Source organism: Parahoeflea alexandrii, from assembly GCF_027214025.1.
Lineage (GTDB): Bacteria > Pseudomonadota > Alphaproteobacteria > Rhizobiales > Rhizobiaceae > Hoeflea > Hoeflea alexandrii_A.
On sequence record NZ_JAPWHB010000001.1, the window covers coordinates 956,791 to 974,143 of the forward strand.

Genomic DNA, 17,353 nt, shown 5'->3' on the forward strand with positions numbered 1-17,353 from the left:
ATGGTTCAATCGAACAATTAGATGAATTTGATTTTGAAAATCAGATTTTCTGATAATAGTGTGCGGTTTTGGTCAGCCTCGGGAGCACCGGCAATGAAACAGCCCAGTCTGCTTGCGATGGATTTCGCGGCGTTGCGCACCTTGCGGCTGCTTTACGAAAACCGCTCTTTCACGGAAACGGCGGAGGTGCTGGGGGTCAACCAGTCGGCGGTCAGCTACACCATCGAGAAGCTGCGCCGCGCCTTCAGCGATCCGCTGTTCTTCCGGCAGGGCGGCCGGGTGGTGCCGACCGAGCGCTGCGGCACCATCGTGACATCGGTGATGCGGATGCTCGACGAGATTGAGGCGCTGGCGACGCCGGTGAGCTTCGATCCGGGCCAGGCGGAGCAGACAGTGACGATCGCCTGCAATTATTATGAGCGGCAGATCATCCTGCCCGGCGTCGTCAAGGCGCTGAGGGAACGGGCGCCGGGGATCCGGATCACGGCACTCAATTCGACCACGCAGGGCATTCAGCTCCTGAAGACGTCGGACGCGGATCTCCTGATCGGGCCGCTGCAGGCGGACGGGCACGAATTCTATTCGCGCACGCTTCTGAGCGAACGCTATGTCTGCGTTATGGACCGGAACAACCCGCTGGCGAACCAGAAGCTGGCGCTGAAGCAGTATGTCTCAGCCCCGCACGCGACGGTGACCTATGGCGGCACCTGGCGCTCGCGCTACCTGTTGCAGCTCGACACGCTGGGGATGAAGCTCAACACGGTGCTCGAGGTGCCGAGCCCCGCGGGGCTCGAGAAGGTGATCGCCGGCACCGACCTGATCGCAACGGTGCCGGGCCGCGTCGCCGAGACCTACAGCGACGCGATGCGGATCGTCCAGTCCCCCTGCCCGGCGCCGTTCGAGGTCTACCTGGTCTGGACCACCCGCACCCACAAATCGGCGATGCACGACTGGCTGCGCAAGCTGATCCTCGAATGCGTGGCGGGCCAGCCGCCGGCAGCCTCATCCCCGCTCACGCCGGACGAGTGAGGGGCGCTGCCGGCTCCGGTTGGGGCCGGACGGCTGGCGTTGCCCCGGACGGGCGGTTGGCGATCTGGCCCAGCCAGACCGAGCCCAAGACAATCACCGCGCCACCCATCTGCAGCGGCGCCAGTGCCTGGCCGAGCCAGAGCCAGCCGAGTATGACGGCGGTCACCGGGCTCATCATGCCGAGCATCGAGGCAGCACCCGGCTCAAGCCGCGACAGGCCGCGGAACCAGAGCCAGTAGGTGAGCGCCGCGCCAATCAGGCCGAGCCAGACGAGACCGGCGAGATTGACCGGGGTCAGCGCAGGCAGCGCAGGTTCGAACAGAGCCGCCACGGGCACGAGCAGCAGGCCGCCCGCCGTCAGCTGCCACGCGGTGAAGCTGAGCGCGGAGACCGGCGGCTGCCATTTGCGGCTCAGAACCGTGCCGGCGGCCATCGAGGCAGCGCCGCCGAGGCCTGCGGCAATGCCGACCGGATCAAGCGCCGCCTCCGGGCCAAGCAGCAGCAGCGCCACACCGAACACCCCGGCGATCGCGGCGGCGACCGCACCTGTGCGAATGCGGGTGCCGAGCCAGCCGCGCGCCATGACGATCACCATCAGCGCCTGCAGCGAACCGAGCGTGGCGGCGACCCCGCCGGGCAGCCGGTAGGCGGCAACGAAGAGCAGCGACCAGAACACGGCGAAATTCAGCCCGCCGAGCAGGACCGTGCGGCCGAGCCAGGCCTTGGGCGGCAGGCAGCGGGTGAGTGCCAAGAGCAGCAGGCCCGCCGGCAGGGCGCGGAGCACGGCCAGCGTCACCGGGTAGCCGGCGGGCAGCATCTGGGTGGTGACCAGATAGGTGCTGCCCCATATCGCCGGGGCCAGCGCGGTGAGAATGATGTCGGGAGTCCGTTTCATGTCCTTGTCCTTTCAGGCTCACGCGATCAGGCGGGTTGCGGCGCGAACCTGCGCGCGCAGATCCTCGAGCGGGCCGTTGACCAGCCGGGCGCCGGTGTCGCGGATGATGAGGGCGGGAATGCTGCGCACCTGCAGCAAGCGCGCAGCCCGGCGGTCGGCTTCCACCGCCAGGGCCGTTGCCGGATCGGCAATCGCGCGGGCTAAAGCGGCGCTGTCGAGCCCGATGTCGCGGGCGGTATCGGCAAGCACCTGCCTGTCGGCGATGTCGCGCGCTTCATTCAGGTGGGCGAGCTGGATGCGGTCGAACAGGTCCCAGTGCGCCGCCTGGCCGCCGATCGCTTCGGCGGCCTTGCAGGCGAGCGCTGCCTCATAGCCGTGCGGATAGTCGAAGCGGGCGGCGCGCATGGCTTCCACGTCGATCAGGTCGGGCCGGTCGCTGACCTCGCGGCAGACCGACCAGTGGCCGAGAATGGTCTCCCGCGCCTCGGCGGGCGTGCCCCAGCGCTCGGCCATCTCCTGGCGGCTGGCCTGCAGCACGAAGCTGCGGTGGCGGATGTCGAGGTCGAACTCATCGGCCAGGCTGCGCATGCGCGAGGAAATGTTGAAGCACCAGCAGCAGACCACATCGTGGAAGAAGTCGATGGTGAGCGCGGCCATCACGCGGCCTCCCTGGCAAGGTCGGCGCCGGCGAGCCGGGCGGCGATGCGGGCGACATGGGCGCCCTGGAAGCGGGCGCCGGCGAGGTCGGTGGCGGTCGGCTGCAACGATCCGTCGGCACCGGCGATGGTGCCCGCGCCATAGGGCGCGCCGCCGATGATCCCGTCAGCCGAGGTCTGGCCGGCGAACGTGTAGGGCAGACCGGCGATCAGCATGCCGAAATGCATCAGCGGGATGTGGGTCGACAGCAGGGTCGCCTCGTGGCCGCCATGCTGCGAGCCGGTGGAGGCAAAGACCGCAGCGACCTTGCCGACCAGTTCGTTGCGCGCCCACAGCCCGCCGGCCTGGTCGAGAAACTGCTTCATCTGCCCGGCCATCATGCCGAAGCGCGTCGGCGTGCCGAAGATGATGCCGTCATAGGCGGCGAGATCGGCAGGGGTGGCCACCGGCGTGTCGTCCTCGGCATAGCCCGCGGCGCGGCGCACCGGTTCGGGCACGGTTTCGGGGATGCGGCGGATGTCGACGGTGGTGCCGGCGACGCCGAGCGCGCCTTCGGCCGAGGCTTCGGCGAGCGCCCGGACATGGCCGTAGCTGGAATAGTAGAGAACGAGAATGCGGGTCATGGAATCTTCTCCGGCGTGGTGTTTCGATGCCGGGAAGATCGGTCATGTGCGGCTCGGGAATAAGCCGCGGGCTCACAAAGGATTATTTACGTGGCGTTAGGAATGGCGCTCGAGCGCGGCGCGGAGATGTTCGATGAAGGCTGTGACCCTTGCGTCCATGCCGAGCCGCGAGGCGGTGACGGCAAAAATCTCCGGCGCCGGCAGCTCCCAGTCGGGCAGCACGCGGACGAGGCTCCCGCGCGCCTCGGCCTCGTCGGAGACGAAATCGGGAAGCGTGCCGATGCCGTGGCCGGCGATCAGCAGGTCGCGCAGCACCAGGCTGTTGCCGACCTTGACTTGCGGATCGAGCGCGACCCGGCGCTCACCGCCGGGGCCGGAGAGGGTCCAACCGGTCAGGTGGTCGGCGAGCAGGAAGCCGATGACCCGGTGGCCGCCGATGTCGTCCGGGGCGGCGGGGGTTCCGGCACGTTTCAGATAGGTGGGACTGGCGAAGATCCGCTGCCGGGCGGTGCCGATGCGGCGTGCAACAAGCGCCGAATCGGGCATCGCCGCGCGGATGCGGATCGAGACGTCGAAGCCGCCCTCGACCATGTCGACCACCCGGTCGTCGAGCGACAGGGTGAACTTGAGGTCAGGGTATTGGTCGAGGAATTTCGGCAGCAACGGCGCGATCACCATCTGGCCGAAGGAGCTCGAGGCATTGACCTTGAGATGGCCGCGGACCGCGCCGGCGCTCTGGCGGATGCGGTCCTCGGAATGGCTGACCGCATCGAGAATGGCCTGGGAATGCTCGTAATAGAGCCGCCCGGCATCGGTGAGCGACATCGCCCGGGTGGTCCGGGTCAGCAGCACGCAGCCGAGGCTCTGTTCGAGCAGCTTCAATTCGCGGCTGAGCAACGCCGCCGAGACGCCGAGATCGTCCGCCGCGCGGGCCAGGCTGCCGCGCTCGACGATGCGGCAATAGGCATTCATGACCGAGAGCTTGTCCATGTCCTCTTCCCCTGGGCCGCGCCGGCCGGACCGTTCCATCGGGATCCGGATTAGCACGATTGGGCGAAAGGCCAAATCGGGGGCGGACACGCCAATGGCCCCGCACGGCGCGCCGCCGGGGTTATGGGGAAAGACCGGGTCCGGAGGGCCGCGCGCGGGCTAACGCCTCTGGGAATGGTTTGGGTGTGCATGCGAGGCGCATGCACGGGGTGGCGCAAACCGCGCGCGGGCCCGAGTTTCGCCGGATGATGTCGGCATCCGACAGGCAGTCGCCGCTTCGCTTCTCCGCTTCACGGGCTTTCGCCTCACGCGGGCTTTTCCGGGTTGCCCCGGGCAGCCTCCCCGACAAGGGAGCACTGCGGGAGCTTTTCGCGTGGTCTCCGGCACGGAGCTTCTCCCCATCGCCTTTCGGGTCAAGTCCGGGTGTGAGCACCCGGCGGCCCTGCAGGCAGGACGGGGCAGAACTTCGCCACAGGCCCGGTCCGCTGTCCAACCCGCCCCTCCGCCCTTGAAGATGATGCATGTGCATCAGGCGGCTGCGGATTGCGAGGTCGTCCCGGTGGCTGGCTGGACCGTGCCGTCCTCGCGGTCGGCCAAATCCGCCAGCGGAGCCACGCTGGTTCCTGCCTCCCCCCGCTGCCCGCCGCACGTTACGACGGATTTCAGGGAGCTTTCCTCCCGCCTGGCTCGAAGCGTTCGCGATCCATCCGGCAGCGGGAGCGGCATGAGTGTGGCACGGGGGTAGAGGGTGGGGAAAAGATCGGGGGGATTTTTTTCGCGACGGCGCGGCGCGCACCTTCTCACCCCTGATGGGAGAGAATGCGAATTTCAGCACCTTAGCGCCAGCTAAGTGCCAGAAATTCCAAGAGAGGGGTTCTGTTTCGAGGTCAGAAACTCCCCCTCACCTGAAAAATCCACGACTTGGCGCTGACGCGCCAAGACCGTGATTCGCCTTCGCGCGGCGCCGCGCTCAGGCCTTCGTTCGCTGAGATCAATTTCATTGATTTCCGGCCTGAGGCCGCCGCTCCGAAGCCTCTCTCACCAAGGGAGAGGTTAGCCCAGCCGCAACCTGCCTGCCCCACGCCCCTCATGCCGCGCGGAGGGCGGTATATTTGCCGCCAAAAAGCGCACTTTGATTGGCCCACACACGATGAACGGAATTGGGGCCGGAAACTGCAGTCAGGTTTCCAAATGGCAGGGCTGCAAAGCGACCCTTGATCCAGGCCACGTGCGGCAACACTTTCGGCCCAAAGCCGACCCCTTTGCGTTATCCGCAGCGAAAGACTGCAAGGAGCCCAAAAACCCGGATGCTGCGGTTAAGGCGAATGGCCGCTTCGGTGTCAGTGTTATGCAGTCAAAGATATTTGACGACCGACCAGTGGCCCTTCCATTCAGGCTCTGTCGCTGTTGTCGCAGTTCCATCGGGTGCTAGAGCGACGTGTCCTCGTTCGCAGGAATGCCACCAATCGGACAGGCGTCGGAAAACGGGGCGATCATCAGGATATCGCAGGACGAGAACAGCGCGTTGTTCCTCCGTCATTTGACTTTGTCGCTGTGCCTGCAAGTCAGGAAATTTATGCACTTCGATCTCATCGCCGCCAACATCGAGAAGCGGCTTGCCGTGATAATTTGCGGGGGCGAGATTATCTTTCGTCATGATCTCGCCCCCGCTCGCTCTTGGCATCCGTGTAGAGCGTTCAGATCGTCGTCCAGAGCTGAAACAGAAGACCTGTCGCAAAGGAGCCGGTCAAAGCGATTCCAAGATAGAGGAAGAACACCTTTCGCTTTACCAGCGCCCAGACCGCAATGGCCGCTGGCAGCGAGGTCACACCGCCTGCAACCAAAAACGCGAGGCCTGCGCCGGGTGCCATGCCTTGTCCGATCAAGCCGCCGACCAGCGGCAGGGCAGCGTAGCCGTTGAGATAGGCAGGCACGCCGACCAGCGTTGCGATTCCGATGGGAGCGAGGCCTGTGCCGCCGAGCGAACGGGCCACCAGATCGGCTGGAAGCCAGGCGAGCATCAGGCTTTCCAGCACGAATGCGAGCGTCAGCCATTTGGCGAGGAACAGTGTGGTCTTGATCCCCTCGCGCATAAACTTGCTGACACGCTCATCGTCTTTCCAGAAATTCCAGACGACAGGCTTCGCGGTACGCACTGTTGCACCACCGCACCCGCCATTGCCGACACCCTCGCGCAGTGGATCGGCCAGTTCACCCGCCCGGCTCAGGAAATGGACCACATAGCCGCCAAAGACGCCCAGCCCGACGGCCGCGAGCGTCTTGGCTACAGCGAACTCAAGTCCGAGAACCCCGGTGGTCAGCACGAACATCGAGGGGTCCATGATCGGCGAGGCCAGCCAGAAGGCCATGACGGCCGAAAGCGGAACCCCCATCGCCAGAAGTGCCGCAATCAACGGGATAACGCCACAAGAGCAGAATGGCGACAGACCTCCCGCGAGCGCCGCGATCAAGATCATGATGGCGGTCGATCCGGTGAACGCGCGGGCAATCAGACCGTCCGCACCGGTCGCCCCGGCATAGGCGGCGATGCCGATTGAGAGAACCAGAAACGGCGCGACCTCCAAAAGGTTACGCGCGGCAAACTCTGAGCTGCTGGCAGCCTGTTCCGGCACCAGAACGAACAGGGCAAGCAAGAGACCGGCAATGAACAGCCAAACCTTTTCCTTGCTCCACAGCCGATGAGCGAATTCCGTTGTCCATGAACGGACGTTGAGAGCGAGTTCAGTCATAGCGACATCCTTAGATTAGTCGTTATTTTTGACGAAGAAGAAGGTTGTTCTTCATTATGCGGCGTCCTCCCGCGTGAGCGTGACACCGACGCAGCACTCAGATGTAAGGAAGGATACGGTGCCACGCATCGCGCCGTAATCGACCCGGTTCACGATCTGGCGGCCCTGGCGCTCCTGAATGACCAGCCCCGCATCGACAAGGGTTTTGAGGTGATGCGCGAGTGTCGAAGCTGCCATGTCGAGATGCTGACCGATCTCGCCCACGTTGAGGCCTTCTTCCCCGGCCCGAACCAGAAGTCGAAAGATTGCGAGCCGGGTCTCATGCCCGAGGGCGGCCAAAGAGTGGGCTATGGATGCGTTCGTGTTCATGACGGCTAAAATAACCACAATTCTAGTTTTGTCAAGATATCTGGAGGGCGGTTTCCCCGTGTGCCTGTTGACGCATAGCGGGAACTTTGGCGGTCATTGGTGCGCCTTCGACGAAAGTCAGCAAAATCCGCATAGCTGCCGTTGGTGCAATCTGCAGCAGATGTCCAGTCCCCGCCCCCAAGCTGCCCATCCCTCCCCCGTACTTTTCGCACCCGGAGCGGACGTCGTTGACATGGCTTGTGACAGGCCAATATATGCCTCATGACCGATCTATCGACACAATCTCTGGATGAACTGAGCGTTGACGAGGCTGGGCGGCCCAAGGCGCCGCCGGTGCCCGAGGCAACGGATATAGACCGCCGCCAGGGCCTGCAACTGGCCGCGATCCACAGTCATTACCTCAGGGAAATGGCCCAGATCGGCGCGGTTCTTGTCAGGATCGAGGCGCGGGACGCACCGCCCGAGCACCTCAAGCGGCTCGTGCTTTCCCTCGACATGGCCGAGAATTTCCGGGCGTTCGGATCGCTTTGCGGCCGCGAGTGCCACGTGCTCAAGTTTCACCACGACATCGAAAGCACCGACATGTTCCCCCGGATCGAGGCCGCGGGCGGGGGCCGGTTTCGCGAGGTCGTGGCGAAGCTGAAGGCGGAGCACGAGGTCGTCCATGAGTTGATCATCCGCCTCAGCCGCGCGGCAGATGCGCTCGCGGAAAGCCCATCCGAGGAAAACTTCGTTCAGGCCGGCACCACATTCCGGAAACTGGAAGAGGTGGTACGCTCGCATTTCGGCTATGAGGAAACCGAACTGGCCGAGGCCATCGGATATTACCTCGGATCGATCTGACGCCGCCCCGCCCAGAGCAGTTCCAGCGCAAGCGGGAACAGGTTTCGCGTTGAGAATTTACGTGAAAACAATAAGATAGAGCATAATCGGTGACTCCGCTTTCACCGGAAATGCTCCGGGCATACACCGCGAGACATTGAGCCGATGCGAGCAACGGCCTTCCTCATTCTCTTGCTCCTGCCGGGGATCGCCTTCGCCAATGACTGGGACACGCTCGAGCAATCCGGCTCGATGACCATCATGCGCCATGCGCTGGCACCGGGCACCGGCGCCCCCTCGGAATTCAGGCTGGGCGACTGCGCGACGCAATGAAACCTCGACGTGAGCAGGCCCGGCGCATCGGCGAGGCGTTCCGGGCGCGCGGGATCGCGTTCAGGCAGGTGCTGTCGAGCCAGTGGTGCCGGACGCGCGAGACCGCCGACCTTCCCGATCTCGGCCCGGTCAGCGATGCGTCGTCGCTCAACTCCGTCTTCCAGGATTTTGCCACGCGCGAACGGCAGACCCGCGAGACCGGCGAGCTCATCGGTTCGGCCGAGGGACGGCTGATGCTGGTGACCCACCAGGTCAACATCCCGGCACTGACCGGGCGTGGCACGCGGCCAAGCGAAGCCCTGACTGCCGAGATGATGGCGTGATCCGGGTTTACGCCGCACATGGCCGTCGCCTGCCGCGGCCTCCTCCCCGATTGACACCCCCCTTCCCTCCGGGCCACTCTCGCCGCACCATCAACCGGAGCCCCTTGCCATGTCCGTCGAATTCCTGATCACCACGCTGATCGTGGTGCTGCTGCCCGGGACCGGGGTGATCTACACGCTGGCCGCGGGGCTGACGCGGGGGGCGCGGGCGGCGGTGCTGGCGGCGTTCGGGTGCACGCTCGGGATCGTACCGCATGTGGCGGCCTCGGTGCTGGGGCTTGCGGCGCTGATGCATGCCAGCGCGCTGGCGTTCCAGCTGATCAAGTATCTCGGCGTGATCTACCTGTTCTACATGGCCTGGCAGATGTGGCGCGACACGGGCGCGCTGTCGCTCGAGGCCGGGGCACAAGGACCGGATGCAGCTTCGCGGCCGGGGCGGATCGTCGGTGCGGGCATCCTGATCAACCTGCTCAATCCGAAGCTGACGCTGTTCTTCCTCGCCTTCATGCCGCAATTCGTCGATCCGGAGGCTCAGGGCGCGACGGTTGAAATGCTGGGGCTCGCGGGCGTGTTCATGGCGGTCACCTTCATCGTCTTCGTGCTTTACGGGCTGCTGGCGGCACAGGCGCGCGACCAGGTGATCTCCCGGCCGAAAATGCTCAGGGCGGTCAAGCGGTCGTTTGCCTCTGTGTTCGCGCTGATGGGGCTGAGGCTGGCGCTGGCGGAACGCTGAACCGGGCGCCGAGCCGGGCGCGGTAGGCATCGCGGCGGACCGGTGCCGGACGGCCGGGCTCACCGCTTACTTTAGAGATTGCTTTAACCTTGTTCTAACCCGGGCATGCGACAACAGGGAGAACTTCTGTCACGCCAGATCACATGCCGCAGACGGGAACAAGATCGTGTCCAGCCAAGAGCCGGTTGACCAGCAAGCAGAACCGGATGCCGCCGACCCAAATGCCGACGACCGGGCGCGGCCGCCAAGGTCGCGCGTGCTCAAGGGCGCGCATGCAGCGTTCAACCAGGAATTCAGCGCCATTCCCTGCACGTTGCGCGACATCAGCGCCACCGGCGCGCATGTGGTGTTCGAGGGCGGCTGGTTCGTGCCCGACCGGTTCATGCTGCATGTCGACATCGACGGCTACAAGATCGAATGCGAGCGGGTGTGGCAGAAGGGCAGCGAGTGCGGCGTCAGGTTCATCGGCGAGAGGCTGGTTTCCGGCAAGGCGCGCCAGCAGGTGCTGACGCCCGAGCCCTGGATAGACGACGCGGCGCCGGTGCGCGAGACCGCGCCGCCGCGGCCGGTCTTCGGCGATGCCGCGGCCGCGCGTCCGGTTTCGAGGCCGCGCCCCGGCGGCTTCGGTCGCAGGACGCGCTGAGGGCCAAGGCCCAGAACGGCGCACATAACGAGTTCGAGCGCAGCCGGCTCTGACGTGGCGAGCCAGGGCTGCTCTTGCCTGCCGGCATGCTCTTGTCAAAATCCGCATCCAACCGGAAATGCGAAGGTCACCCGTCAATAGACTGACAGAACGCTTCAGTTTAGCGGCAAAACAATGCTAGTACGGCCCCACGAAATCCAACCATCTGAAAAATCAGCCTGAAGATCCGCCCACTCAGCAACCCGCCACTCCCACTACAGAGCAGTCCCGATGCAAGAAATCACCGTCAATGGAAAATCGTTTTGGGTTGAGCCAAAGGGACATGAAGACTTCTGGTCCCAGGTGAACAATGGCGAATGGGAACCCGCCACCTACAAGACCTTTGACGAGAACATTGACGATACGACCCTGATGCTCGACATCGGCGGCTGGATCGGGCCGACGGCACTCTACGCCGCGCAACTGGCGCAAAAATGTGTGGCCTTTGAACCCGACCCGATTGCATTTGAACAACTGCAGGCAAATGCCGCCCTGAACAGTTCAGCAGGCTGGAGCGGGAACCTTGTCGTTCTCAACAAGGCAGTCGGCACGAAGGCGGGAACGATTCCCTTCGGCAGCCGGAAAGGTGGCGGTGATTCCACCTCCAGCGTGTTGTTTGCCGATGGGCCCACGAGTTGGCTCGTGGAAGCGGTCACACTGCAAAGCGTTCTGGACCAGCATGCCGAGCCCGGCCAGAAGATCTTCCTGAAAATAGACATCGAGGGCGGCGAGTATGATCTGATCCCGGGGATCAAGGATTTTCTGGCACACCCGAACGTGACCGCCGCAATCTCACTGCACCCGACTTTCCTGCGGCGCTCACTCAGAAAATCCCTTGGCCGCTTGCTTGGTTTCCCCAGGTTCATCCGAACGAGAAAGCAGTTCCTTAAAATCAACAAGGACCTTGTCGGGGCCCTGCCAGGCGACAAGACAGTGACGATCAACGGCAAAGAGTACACGGACTTCAGATGGTTCCTGATCAACGCATTTGTCAGGCTTCGTACGCCGACGGAAATCCTGATCAGGAACGATGCCTGATCCGTCAGGCTTCTCGACCGCGGACTGTCAGTGCTGCTTGTCGGCTGAGCCTTGATGCTGTGCCTGGCGGCTTCAGCGACATGCATGCAGCGCGGGCTGTCGGACGGGCGCGCGATTTCGACCGCCTCGCGGAACCTTTTTGGCCTTGACCCGTTGCTTGGAGGAGAAGGCGCGCCTATGTTCTGGCGACGCCGCGGGACGCGCGCCCCGCCGCCAATCCAATTTCCAAGAGGAGAGACCCCATGGCCCTCGAACTGCCAAGCCTGCCCTACGACTATGATGCCCTTGCGCCCTACATGTCGCGCGAGACGCTGGAGTTCCACCACGACAAGCATCACCAGGCTTACGTCACCAACGGCAACAAGGCGCTTGAAGGCTCTGCCCTTGAAGGCAAGTCGCTCGAGGAGATCTGCAAGGCTGCCTATGCCGACAAGAACGCGGCGCTGATCAACAATGTCGGCCAGCACTACAATCACCTGCACTTCTGGAACTGGATGAAGAAGGGCGGCGGCGGCACCAAGCTGCCCGGCGCGCTGGCGAAAGCGGTTGATTCGGATCTCGGCGGCTTTGACAAGTTCCGCGCCGATTTCATCAATGCCGGCACCACCCAGTTCGGCTCCGGCTGGGCCTGGCTGGCGGTGAAGAACGGCAAGCTTGAGGTGATGAAGACCGCCAACGGCGAAAACCCGCTGATGCACGGCGCGCAGCCGATTCTCGGCTGCGACGTGTGGGAGCACAGCTACTACATCGATTACCGCAACGCCCGTCCGAAGTACCTCGAGGCTTTCGTCGACAGCCTGATCAACTGGGACTACGTGGCGGAAATGTACGAGAAGGCCGTCTGAACAAAGACTGCAGCCTGAGCATCAGGACACAAAACCCGGCGACACGATCGCCGGGTTTTTTTGTGACGGCGGGCGGAAAAACCAGCCGAGATCCGATAACAGAGTGTTCACAATCTTTTGACTTCCCTGACATCGACAGAATGTAATCATGTGCTTCAAGAAGACGATCAAACCGTCAAAACCCAGAGGAGAGACTTGATGAAATTCCGGACCATGTTTGCCGCAGCGCTTATCGGCGCTGCCGCGTTTGCCCCCGCGATCGCCGCCGACGAGCCGCAGGTGGTTCGCCAGGAAATGATGAAGAAGGTTGGCGGCGCCACCGGGGCGATGGCCAAGATGGTCAAGGGCGAAGCCGATTTCGATGCGGCGGCAGCGCTTGCGGCGCTGACCGCAATCAGCGAAGTGGCGGGCTCATTCGGCGAACAGTTCCCCGAAGGCTCGGAAACCGGAATGGAAACCGAAGCTGCCCCGGCAATCTGGTCGGACCGCGCCGGATTCGACGCCAAGCTCGCCGCGTTCAAGGCTTCGGCCGACGCCGGTGTTGCTGCCGCACCCGCCGACCTCGACGGGCTGAAGGCAGTGTTCGGACCGCTGACGCAGAATTGCGGTGCCTGCCACGAGACCTATCGCCTGAAGAAGAGCTGATGCCGGGCATCAATCTTTCGACATTTGCCGGGCGCCAACCGTGAAGCGGCTGGCGCTCGGCTTCGCTGTGGCGGCCATCGCCGGCGCCGGCATTGCCTGGACGCTGACTGCGGCGCGGCCGGTGGCCGCTGAGCGGCTGGAAGCCATTGCCGCGATCGACGGCAGCGCTTCGGCAGGCGAGACCCTGTTCTGGGCGGGTGGCTGCGCCTCCTGCCACGCCGCGCCGGGCGCGGACGGCGACGCGAAGCTGGTGCTGTCCGGCGGCGTACGCCTGAAAAGCGATTTCGGCACCTTCATCGCGCCCAACATTTCGCCCGATCCCGACGCCGGCATCGGTGCCTGGTCGATCGCGGATTTCGCCAATGCCATGCTCGCAGGCGTTTCGCCTGACGGCCAGCACTACTATCCGGCGTTTCCGTTCACGTCCTACACGCGGATGACGGATCGCGACATCGCCGACCTGTTCGCCTTTCTCAAGACCCTGCCTCCGAGCCAGGTTGCATCGCTGCCGCACGAGGTCGGGTTCCCGTTCAACATCCGCCGGTCGCTGGGCGGCTGGAAACTCCTGTTCTTCACCGATCAGCCGCGCGTCACGCTCGCCGGCCCGGATGAACAGATTGCGCGCGGGCAATACCTGGTCGAGGGACCGGGCCATTGCGGCGAATGCCACACCCCGCGCAACCCGATCGGCGGGTTCGTCTCCGATGCCTGGCTATCGGGCGCGCAAAACCCCGAAGGCGAAGGGGTGATCCCGAACCTGACGCCCGGCGGCAAGTCGATCAGCGGCTGGAGCGCGTCGGACATCGCCTATTATCTCGAAAGCGGCTTCACGCCGGACTTCGACAGCGTCGGCGGATCCATGGTGGATGTGCAGAAGAACATGGCAAAACTGACAGGCGGCGACCGGGATGCGATCGCCGCCTATCTCAAGGCGTTGCCCGAACGGGCCAATGGCTGGGAGTGACGGCCTGAGCCTCACCCGGCGTCAGCGCCAGGTGGTGAGGACGCCAGCTGGCGCCCCACCCACCCTTGACGCCATCCTACTGGGTCAGCCGTGAATTAAGCTGGGATGCCTGCTCGCCGATGCTCTTGAAGGCTGAGATCAGGTCGGCGCTGCTCTGGGCATCGAAAAAATGGGCCGAACTGGTGGCGCAATAGGACAGCAGTTCCTTGCCGCGCCTGGGTGCCGCGAAGGCAACCGTATAGACCTGAACGCCCGCGCCCTTGGCTTCGTCGCACAGCACCTTGGTGGAGCTGTCGGCGGCGCTGTAATTGTTGTCGCCATCGGTCATGAAGACGATGTAGCGCTGCGGCTCCTGGCCGTTCTTGGCCTTGTGCTGGGTGAACTCCTTCGCCGCGGAAACACTGTCATAGGCCCAGCTGAAAGCGTCGGTGGAATCTGTGCCGCCGTCAGCGGGAAGCGCATTGACGAAATCGCGGGTCTTCTTGGGTTTCCAGTGCAGCTTCTGCGAGCCGGTCATGTAACTGTTGTAACTGGAGGCGCCGATCCGGACGTAGTTGTGTGTGGGGTCGGCCGTTTCGATCTGGTCCAGCAGGCCGCCGACGGCCGATTTCAAGACGTCGATCTTGCGCTGACCATCGAGATCCCAGTCCATCGAGCCGGAGCGGTCGAGCACCAGCGCCATGGAAAAGGCGCCCTGGGTCTTGCCGACGGCGCTTTCGGATTTTCCGAACACGCCGACGCTGATTTTATCCTGGCCCATCAGGCGAGCCATCGGCGTCACCGCCTGCGTTCCGATCATGGATATGGACACGCGCCAGACGGTGGACCCATCCTCCTTGGTTTCGGTGATCTCGACCGTCGGCTTGACGCTCATGTCGGCAAAGGCCGGCAAGTCTTCCTCGACCTGTCCATTCAGGAACGTCAGGGCAAATTCCTTTGCATCATCGAGGCTGAGACCTTCCTCCTGCGCCAGCCTTGTGGAGGTCGCAAGCGCCGCGCTGTCGACCGCGTTCTGCAACCGAACCTTCATCGACATGGCGTTGGTGGTGTCCACCGCGAGGCTGCCCGCGATGAACACGACCGGGATGGTCAACCCTGCCAGCATGGCGAAGTTGCCATTGTTGTTACGAAGCAATTCGGCAATTTTCTTCATCGGTGAAGTGACCATCTCTGGACCCCGTTTCATCTGGAACTCTCCAGGAAAACAAATACACCGGAAGCCATGAGCGTTGGCTTAAACGAAAAGCTCACATTTTATCGATTGCCAAATCAGGACAGTTTTGACTGCTTTTTCCGCTTATGAAACGGCCAATTGCCTGCCTTTTTTCAGTAACGGCACATCGGGAAGAGCGGCATTCGAGCCCGGGAACTTCGGTTGAGCGCACGAGATCTTTCAAAGCCGGGCGCTTGGCCGCCATTCTCGAAAGCCTTCTTCCATTCGCCGGCAAGTCACGAGAAGCCGCTTGCACGGGAACTCAAGCCTTGCCGACCACCTTGAGCGCGAAGGCATATTCGAAGGCCACCTCTTCCAGCCGCTGGAACCGGCCGGAAGCGCCTGCATGGCCGGCGGCCATGTTGATCTTGAACAGCACCGGATTGCCGCTGGTCGACATTTCGCGCAGGCGGGCCACCCACTTGGCAGGCTCCCAGTAGGTCACGCGCGGATCGGTCAGGCCCGCAACCGCCAGGATCGGCGGATAGGCCTGCGCGGTCACATTGTCATAGGGCGAGTAGCCGGCGATGGTGTGATAGTCTTCGGGCGAGACCACCGGATTGCCCCATTCCGGCCATTCCGGCGGGGTCAGCGGCAGCGTGTCGTCGAGCATGGTGTTGAGCACGTCGACAAAGGGCACCGCGGCGATGATGGCGCCGAACGCATCGGGCGCCATGTTGGCGACCGCACCCATCAGCATGCCGCCGGCCGAGCCGCCTTGCGCCACGATACGGTCATGGGAAGTGAAGTTCTGCTTGTCGAGATAGCGGGCCGCGGCAATGAAGTCGGTAAACGTGTTGGTCTTCTTGCCGCGCTTGCCTTCCTCGTACCAGGCAAAGCCCTTCTCCTTGCCGCCGCGAATATGGGCGATGGCGTAGACGAAGCCGCGGTCGACCAGCGAGAGGCAATTGGTGTTGAACGAGGCCGGAATCGAGATGCCGTAGGAACCATAGCCATAGAGCAGGCAGGGCGCCGTTCCATCCAGCGGGGTGTCACGGCGATACAGCAGCGTGACCGGCACCAGTTCGCCGTCGACGGCCGGCGCCATGACGCGCCTGGTGACGTAGTCGGCGGGATTGTGGCCCGACGGCACCTCGTCGCGCTTGAGAAGCCGGCGCTCGCGGGTGACCATGTTGTAGTCGTAGAGCTCGGATGGGGTGGTCATCGAGGAATAGCTGAACCGGACGATGTCGGTGTCGTATTCCATCGAGCCGTGGAAACCGAGCGAATAGGCCTCCTCGTCGAAGGCGATGGCATGGTCCTCGCCGGTGGAGCGGTCGCGGATGACGATGCGCGGCAGGCCGTTCTCGCGCTCCATCCAGACCAGGTGGTTGCGGTAGGCGCTGACCGAGAGGATGAGGCAGCCGGGCTTGTGGGGTACGACCTCGCTCCAGTTTTCCGGACCGGGAGATCCGACCGGGGCCTGCATGATCTTGAAATCCTTGGCGCCGCCGGCATTGGTCAGGATGAAGAAGACGTCGCCGCCCTCGCTGAGCGAATACTCGATGCCGGTCTCGCGGGCCGCCACCAGTTGCGGCTTGGCGCCCGGATCATCGGCCGGCATGACCCAGCATTCCGAGGTCTCGTGATCGTTGATGCCGATCATGATGAAATCATTGAGCCGCGTTCCCGACACACCCATGAAGAAACCGGTGTCGGTCTCCTCGTGGATCAGGACATCCTCGCTCTGCGGCGTGCCGAGACGGTGATGGTAGATCTTGCTGGGACGATGGTTGTCGTCGACCGCGGTGTAGAAGAACCCGGCGCCATCGGCCGACCATGCGCCGCCGCCGCCGGTGTTCTCGATCAGGTCGGCGCTGTCCTCGCCGGTGGCGAGATCGCGCACCTTGAGGGCATAGAACTCCGATCCCTTGTCGTCATAGCCCCAGATCATGGCCGCGTGATCGGGCGAATGGGCGGTTCCGGCCAAGCGGAAATAAGGCTTGTCCTCGGCTTCGAGATCGCCATCGAGCATGATCTGCTCGTCGCCGCCGGACCGGGGAATGCGGAAGTATTTCGGCTGCTCGCCGCCGGTGACGTAGCGGACGCCGTAGAGCCAGGGGCCGTCGGGCGCCGGAACCGAACTGTCGTCTTCCTTGATGCGGCCGCGCATTTCGGCAAACAGGGTTTTCTGCAGCGCCTCGGTGTCGGCCATCGCCTCCTGCTGGTAGAAGTTCTCGGCCTCCAGATGGATGCGGATCGCCTTGTCGAGAAGCGACGGATCCTTGAACATCGCCTGCCAGTTGTCGTCACGCATCCAGGCATAATCGTCGGAGCGCGTGACCCCGTGGCGGGTGTCGGAGACGGGCCGCTTTTCGGCGATCGGGGCAACAGGCAGGTTTTTGAAGACGGACAATTTGGAGGCGGACAAGGAGAACTCCATGTGCGGGAAGGATCAGGGCTTCGAACGAGCCGATAACCCGACATAGAGGCCGCGACAGG

19 protein-coding genes are annotated in these 17,353 nt (G+C 63.7%); 10 read left to right on the plus strand and 9 right to left on the minus strand.

The features are described 5' to 3' along the window. Window positions 1–93 precede the first annotated feature (93 nt). Entirely contained in the window at window positions 94–1,029 is a 936-nt protein-coding gene (locus tag O4H62_RS04750; protein ID WP_269385971.1) for a LysR family transcriptional regulator, read from the plus strand. On the opposite strand, the gene O4H62_RS04755 is transcribed toward O4H62_RS04750, so the two are convergent. The 7 genes from O4H62_RS04755 to O4H62_RS04785 all read right to left on the minus strand — a co-directional run bounded on the left by O4H62_RS04755 (window position 1,013) and on the right by O4H62_RS04785 (window position 7,313). Continuing rightward, entirely contained in the window at window positions 1,013–1,924 is a 912-nt protein-coding gene (locus tag O4H62_RS04755; RefSeq protein WP_269385972.1) for an EamA family transporter, read from the minus strand. The genes O4H62_RS04750 and O4H62_RS04755 overlap by 17 nt on opposite strands. An 18-nt stretch (window positions 1,925–1,942) precedes the next feature. Further along, complete coding sequence (locus O4H62_RS04760; RefSeq protein WP_269385973.1) at window positions 1,943–2,581, minus strand: DsbA family oxidoreductase; 639 nt, start codon at window positions 2,579–2,581, stop codon at window positions 1,943–1,945. Continuing rightward, window positions 2,581–3,204, minus strand: coding sequence for an NAD(P)H:quinone oxidoreductase (wrbA, locus tag O4H62_RS04765; RefSeq protein WP_269385974.1), 624 nt, complete (start codon window positions 3,202–3,204; stop codon window positions 2,581–2,583). Before wrbA ends, O4H62_RS04760 begins: the two co-directional genes overlap by 1 nt. A gap of 96 nt (window positions 3,205–3,300) precedes the next feature. Then, entirely contained in the window at window positions 3,301–4,194 is an 894-nt protein-coding gene (locus tag O4H62_RS04770; protein ID WP_269385975.1) for a LysR family transcriptional regulator, read from the minus strand. Window positions 4,195–5,548: 1,354 nt separating this feature from the next. Then, entirely contained in the window at window positions 5,549–5,851 is a 303-nt protein-coding gene (locus tag O4H62_RS04775) for a hypothetical protein (protein ID WP_269385976.1), read from the minus strand. A 40-nt stretch (window positions 5,852–5,891) separates the two neighbouring features. After that, entirely contained in the window at window positions 5,892–6,944 is a 1,053-nt protein-coding gene (locus O4H62_RS04780; protein WP_269385977.1) for a permease, read from the minus strand. A gap of 54 nt (window positions 6,945–6,998) precedes the next feature. Continuing rightward, window positions 6,999–7,313, minus strand: a complete 315-nt coding sequence (locus O4H62_RS04785) for an ArsR/SmtB family transcription factor (protein WP_269385978.1) — start codon at window positions 7,311–7,313, stop codon at window positions 6,999–7,001. Window positions 7,314–7,574: 261 nt separating this feature from the next. Between O4H62_RS04785 and O4H62_RS04790 the strand changes: the two genes are divergently transcribed. The 9 genes from O4H62_RS04790 to O4H62_RS04830 all read left to right on the plus strand — a co-directional run bounded on the left by O4H62_RS04790 (window position 7,575) and on the right by O4H62_RS04830 (window position 13,698). Further along, window positions 7,575–8,156, plus strand: a complete 582-nt coding sequence (locus O4H62_RS04790) for a hemerythrin domain-containing protein (protein ID WP_269385979.1) — start codon at window positions 7,575–7,577, stop codon at window positions 8,154–8,156. Between the two features lie 144 nt (window positions 8,157–8,300). Further along, on the plus strand, window positions 8,301–8,468 hold the full coding sequence (locus O4H62_RS04795) for a hypothetical protein (RefSeq protein ID WP_269385980.1): 168 nt from the start codon (window positions 8,301–8,303) through the stop codon (window positions 8,466–8,468). After that, the gene (locus O4H62_RS04800) at window positions 8,465–8,791 is read left to right on the plus strand and encodes a hypothetical protein (RefSeq protein WP_269385981.1); all 327 of its coding nucleotides are present in this window, start codon (window positions 8,465–8,467) and stop codon (window positions 8,789–8,791) included. Before O4H62_RS04795 ends, O4H62_RS04800 begins: the two co-directional genes overlap by 4 nt. A gap of 109 nt (window positions 8,792–8,900) precedes the next feature. Continuing rightward, window positions 8,901–9,524, plus strand: a complete 624-nt coding sequence (locus tag O4H62_RS04805; RefSeq protein WP_269385982.1) for a LysE family translocator — start codon at window positions 8,901–8,903, stop codon at window positions 9,522–9,524. Window positions 9,525–9,690: 166 nt separating this feature from the next. After that, entirely contained in the window at window positions 9,691–10,167 is a 477-nt protein-coding gene (locus tag O4H62_RS04810) for a PilZ domain-containing protein (RefSeq protein ID WP_269385983.1), read from the plus strand. Window positions 10,168–10,437: 270 nt separating this feature from the next. Continuing rightward, window positions 10,438–11,244, plus strand: coding sequence for an FkbM family methyltransferase (locus O4H62_RS04815; protein WP_269385984.1), 807 nt, complete (start codon window positions 10,438–10,440; stop codon window positions 11,242–11,244). Window positions 11,245–11,486: 242 nt separating this feature from the next. Next, a complete protein-coding gene (locus O4H62_RS04820; RefSeq protein ID WP_269385985.1) occupies window positions 11,487–12,089 on the plus strand; it encodes a superoxide dismutase in 603 nt (200 codons plus the stop codon). A 198-nt stretch (window positions 12,090–12,287) separates the two neighbouring features. Next, window positions 12,288–12,734, plus strand: a complete 447-nt coding sequence (locus tag O4H62_RS04825) for a c-type cytochrome (protein WP_269385986.1) — start codon at window positions 12,288–12,290, stop codon at window positions 12,732–12,734. A 40-nt stretch (window positions 12,735–12,774) separates the two neighbouring features. Beyond that, on the plus strand, window positions 12,775–13,698 hold the full coding sequence (locus O4H62_RS04830; RefSeq protein ID WP_269385987.1) for a cytochrome c: 924 nt from the start codon (window positions 12,775–12,777) through the stop codon (window positions 13,696–13,698). A 76-nt stretch (window positions 13,699–13,774) separates the two neighbouring features. Here the strand turns inward: O4H62_RS04830 and O4H62_RS04835 are convergent, their stop codons facing one another. Then, a complete protein-coding gene (locus O4H62_RS04835) occupies window positions 13,775–14,884 on the minus strand; it encodes a vWA domain-containing protein (protein WP_269385988.1) in 1,110 nt (369 codons plus the stop codon). 289 nt (window positions 14,885–15,173) lie between these two features. Continuing rightward, window positions 15,174–17,294, minus strand: a complete 2,121-nt coding sequence (locus tag O4H62_RS04840; protein WP_430538373.1) for a S9 family peptidase — start codon at window positions 17,292–17,294, stop codon at window positions 15,174–15,176. Between the last annotated feature and the right edge of the window lie 59 nt (window positions 17,295–17,353).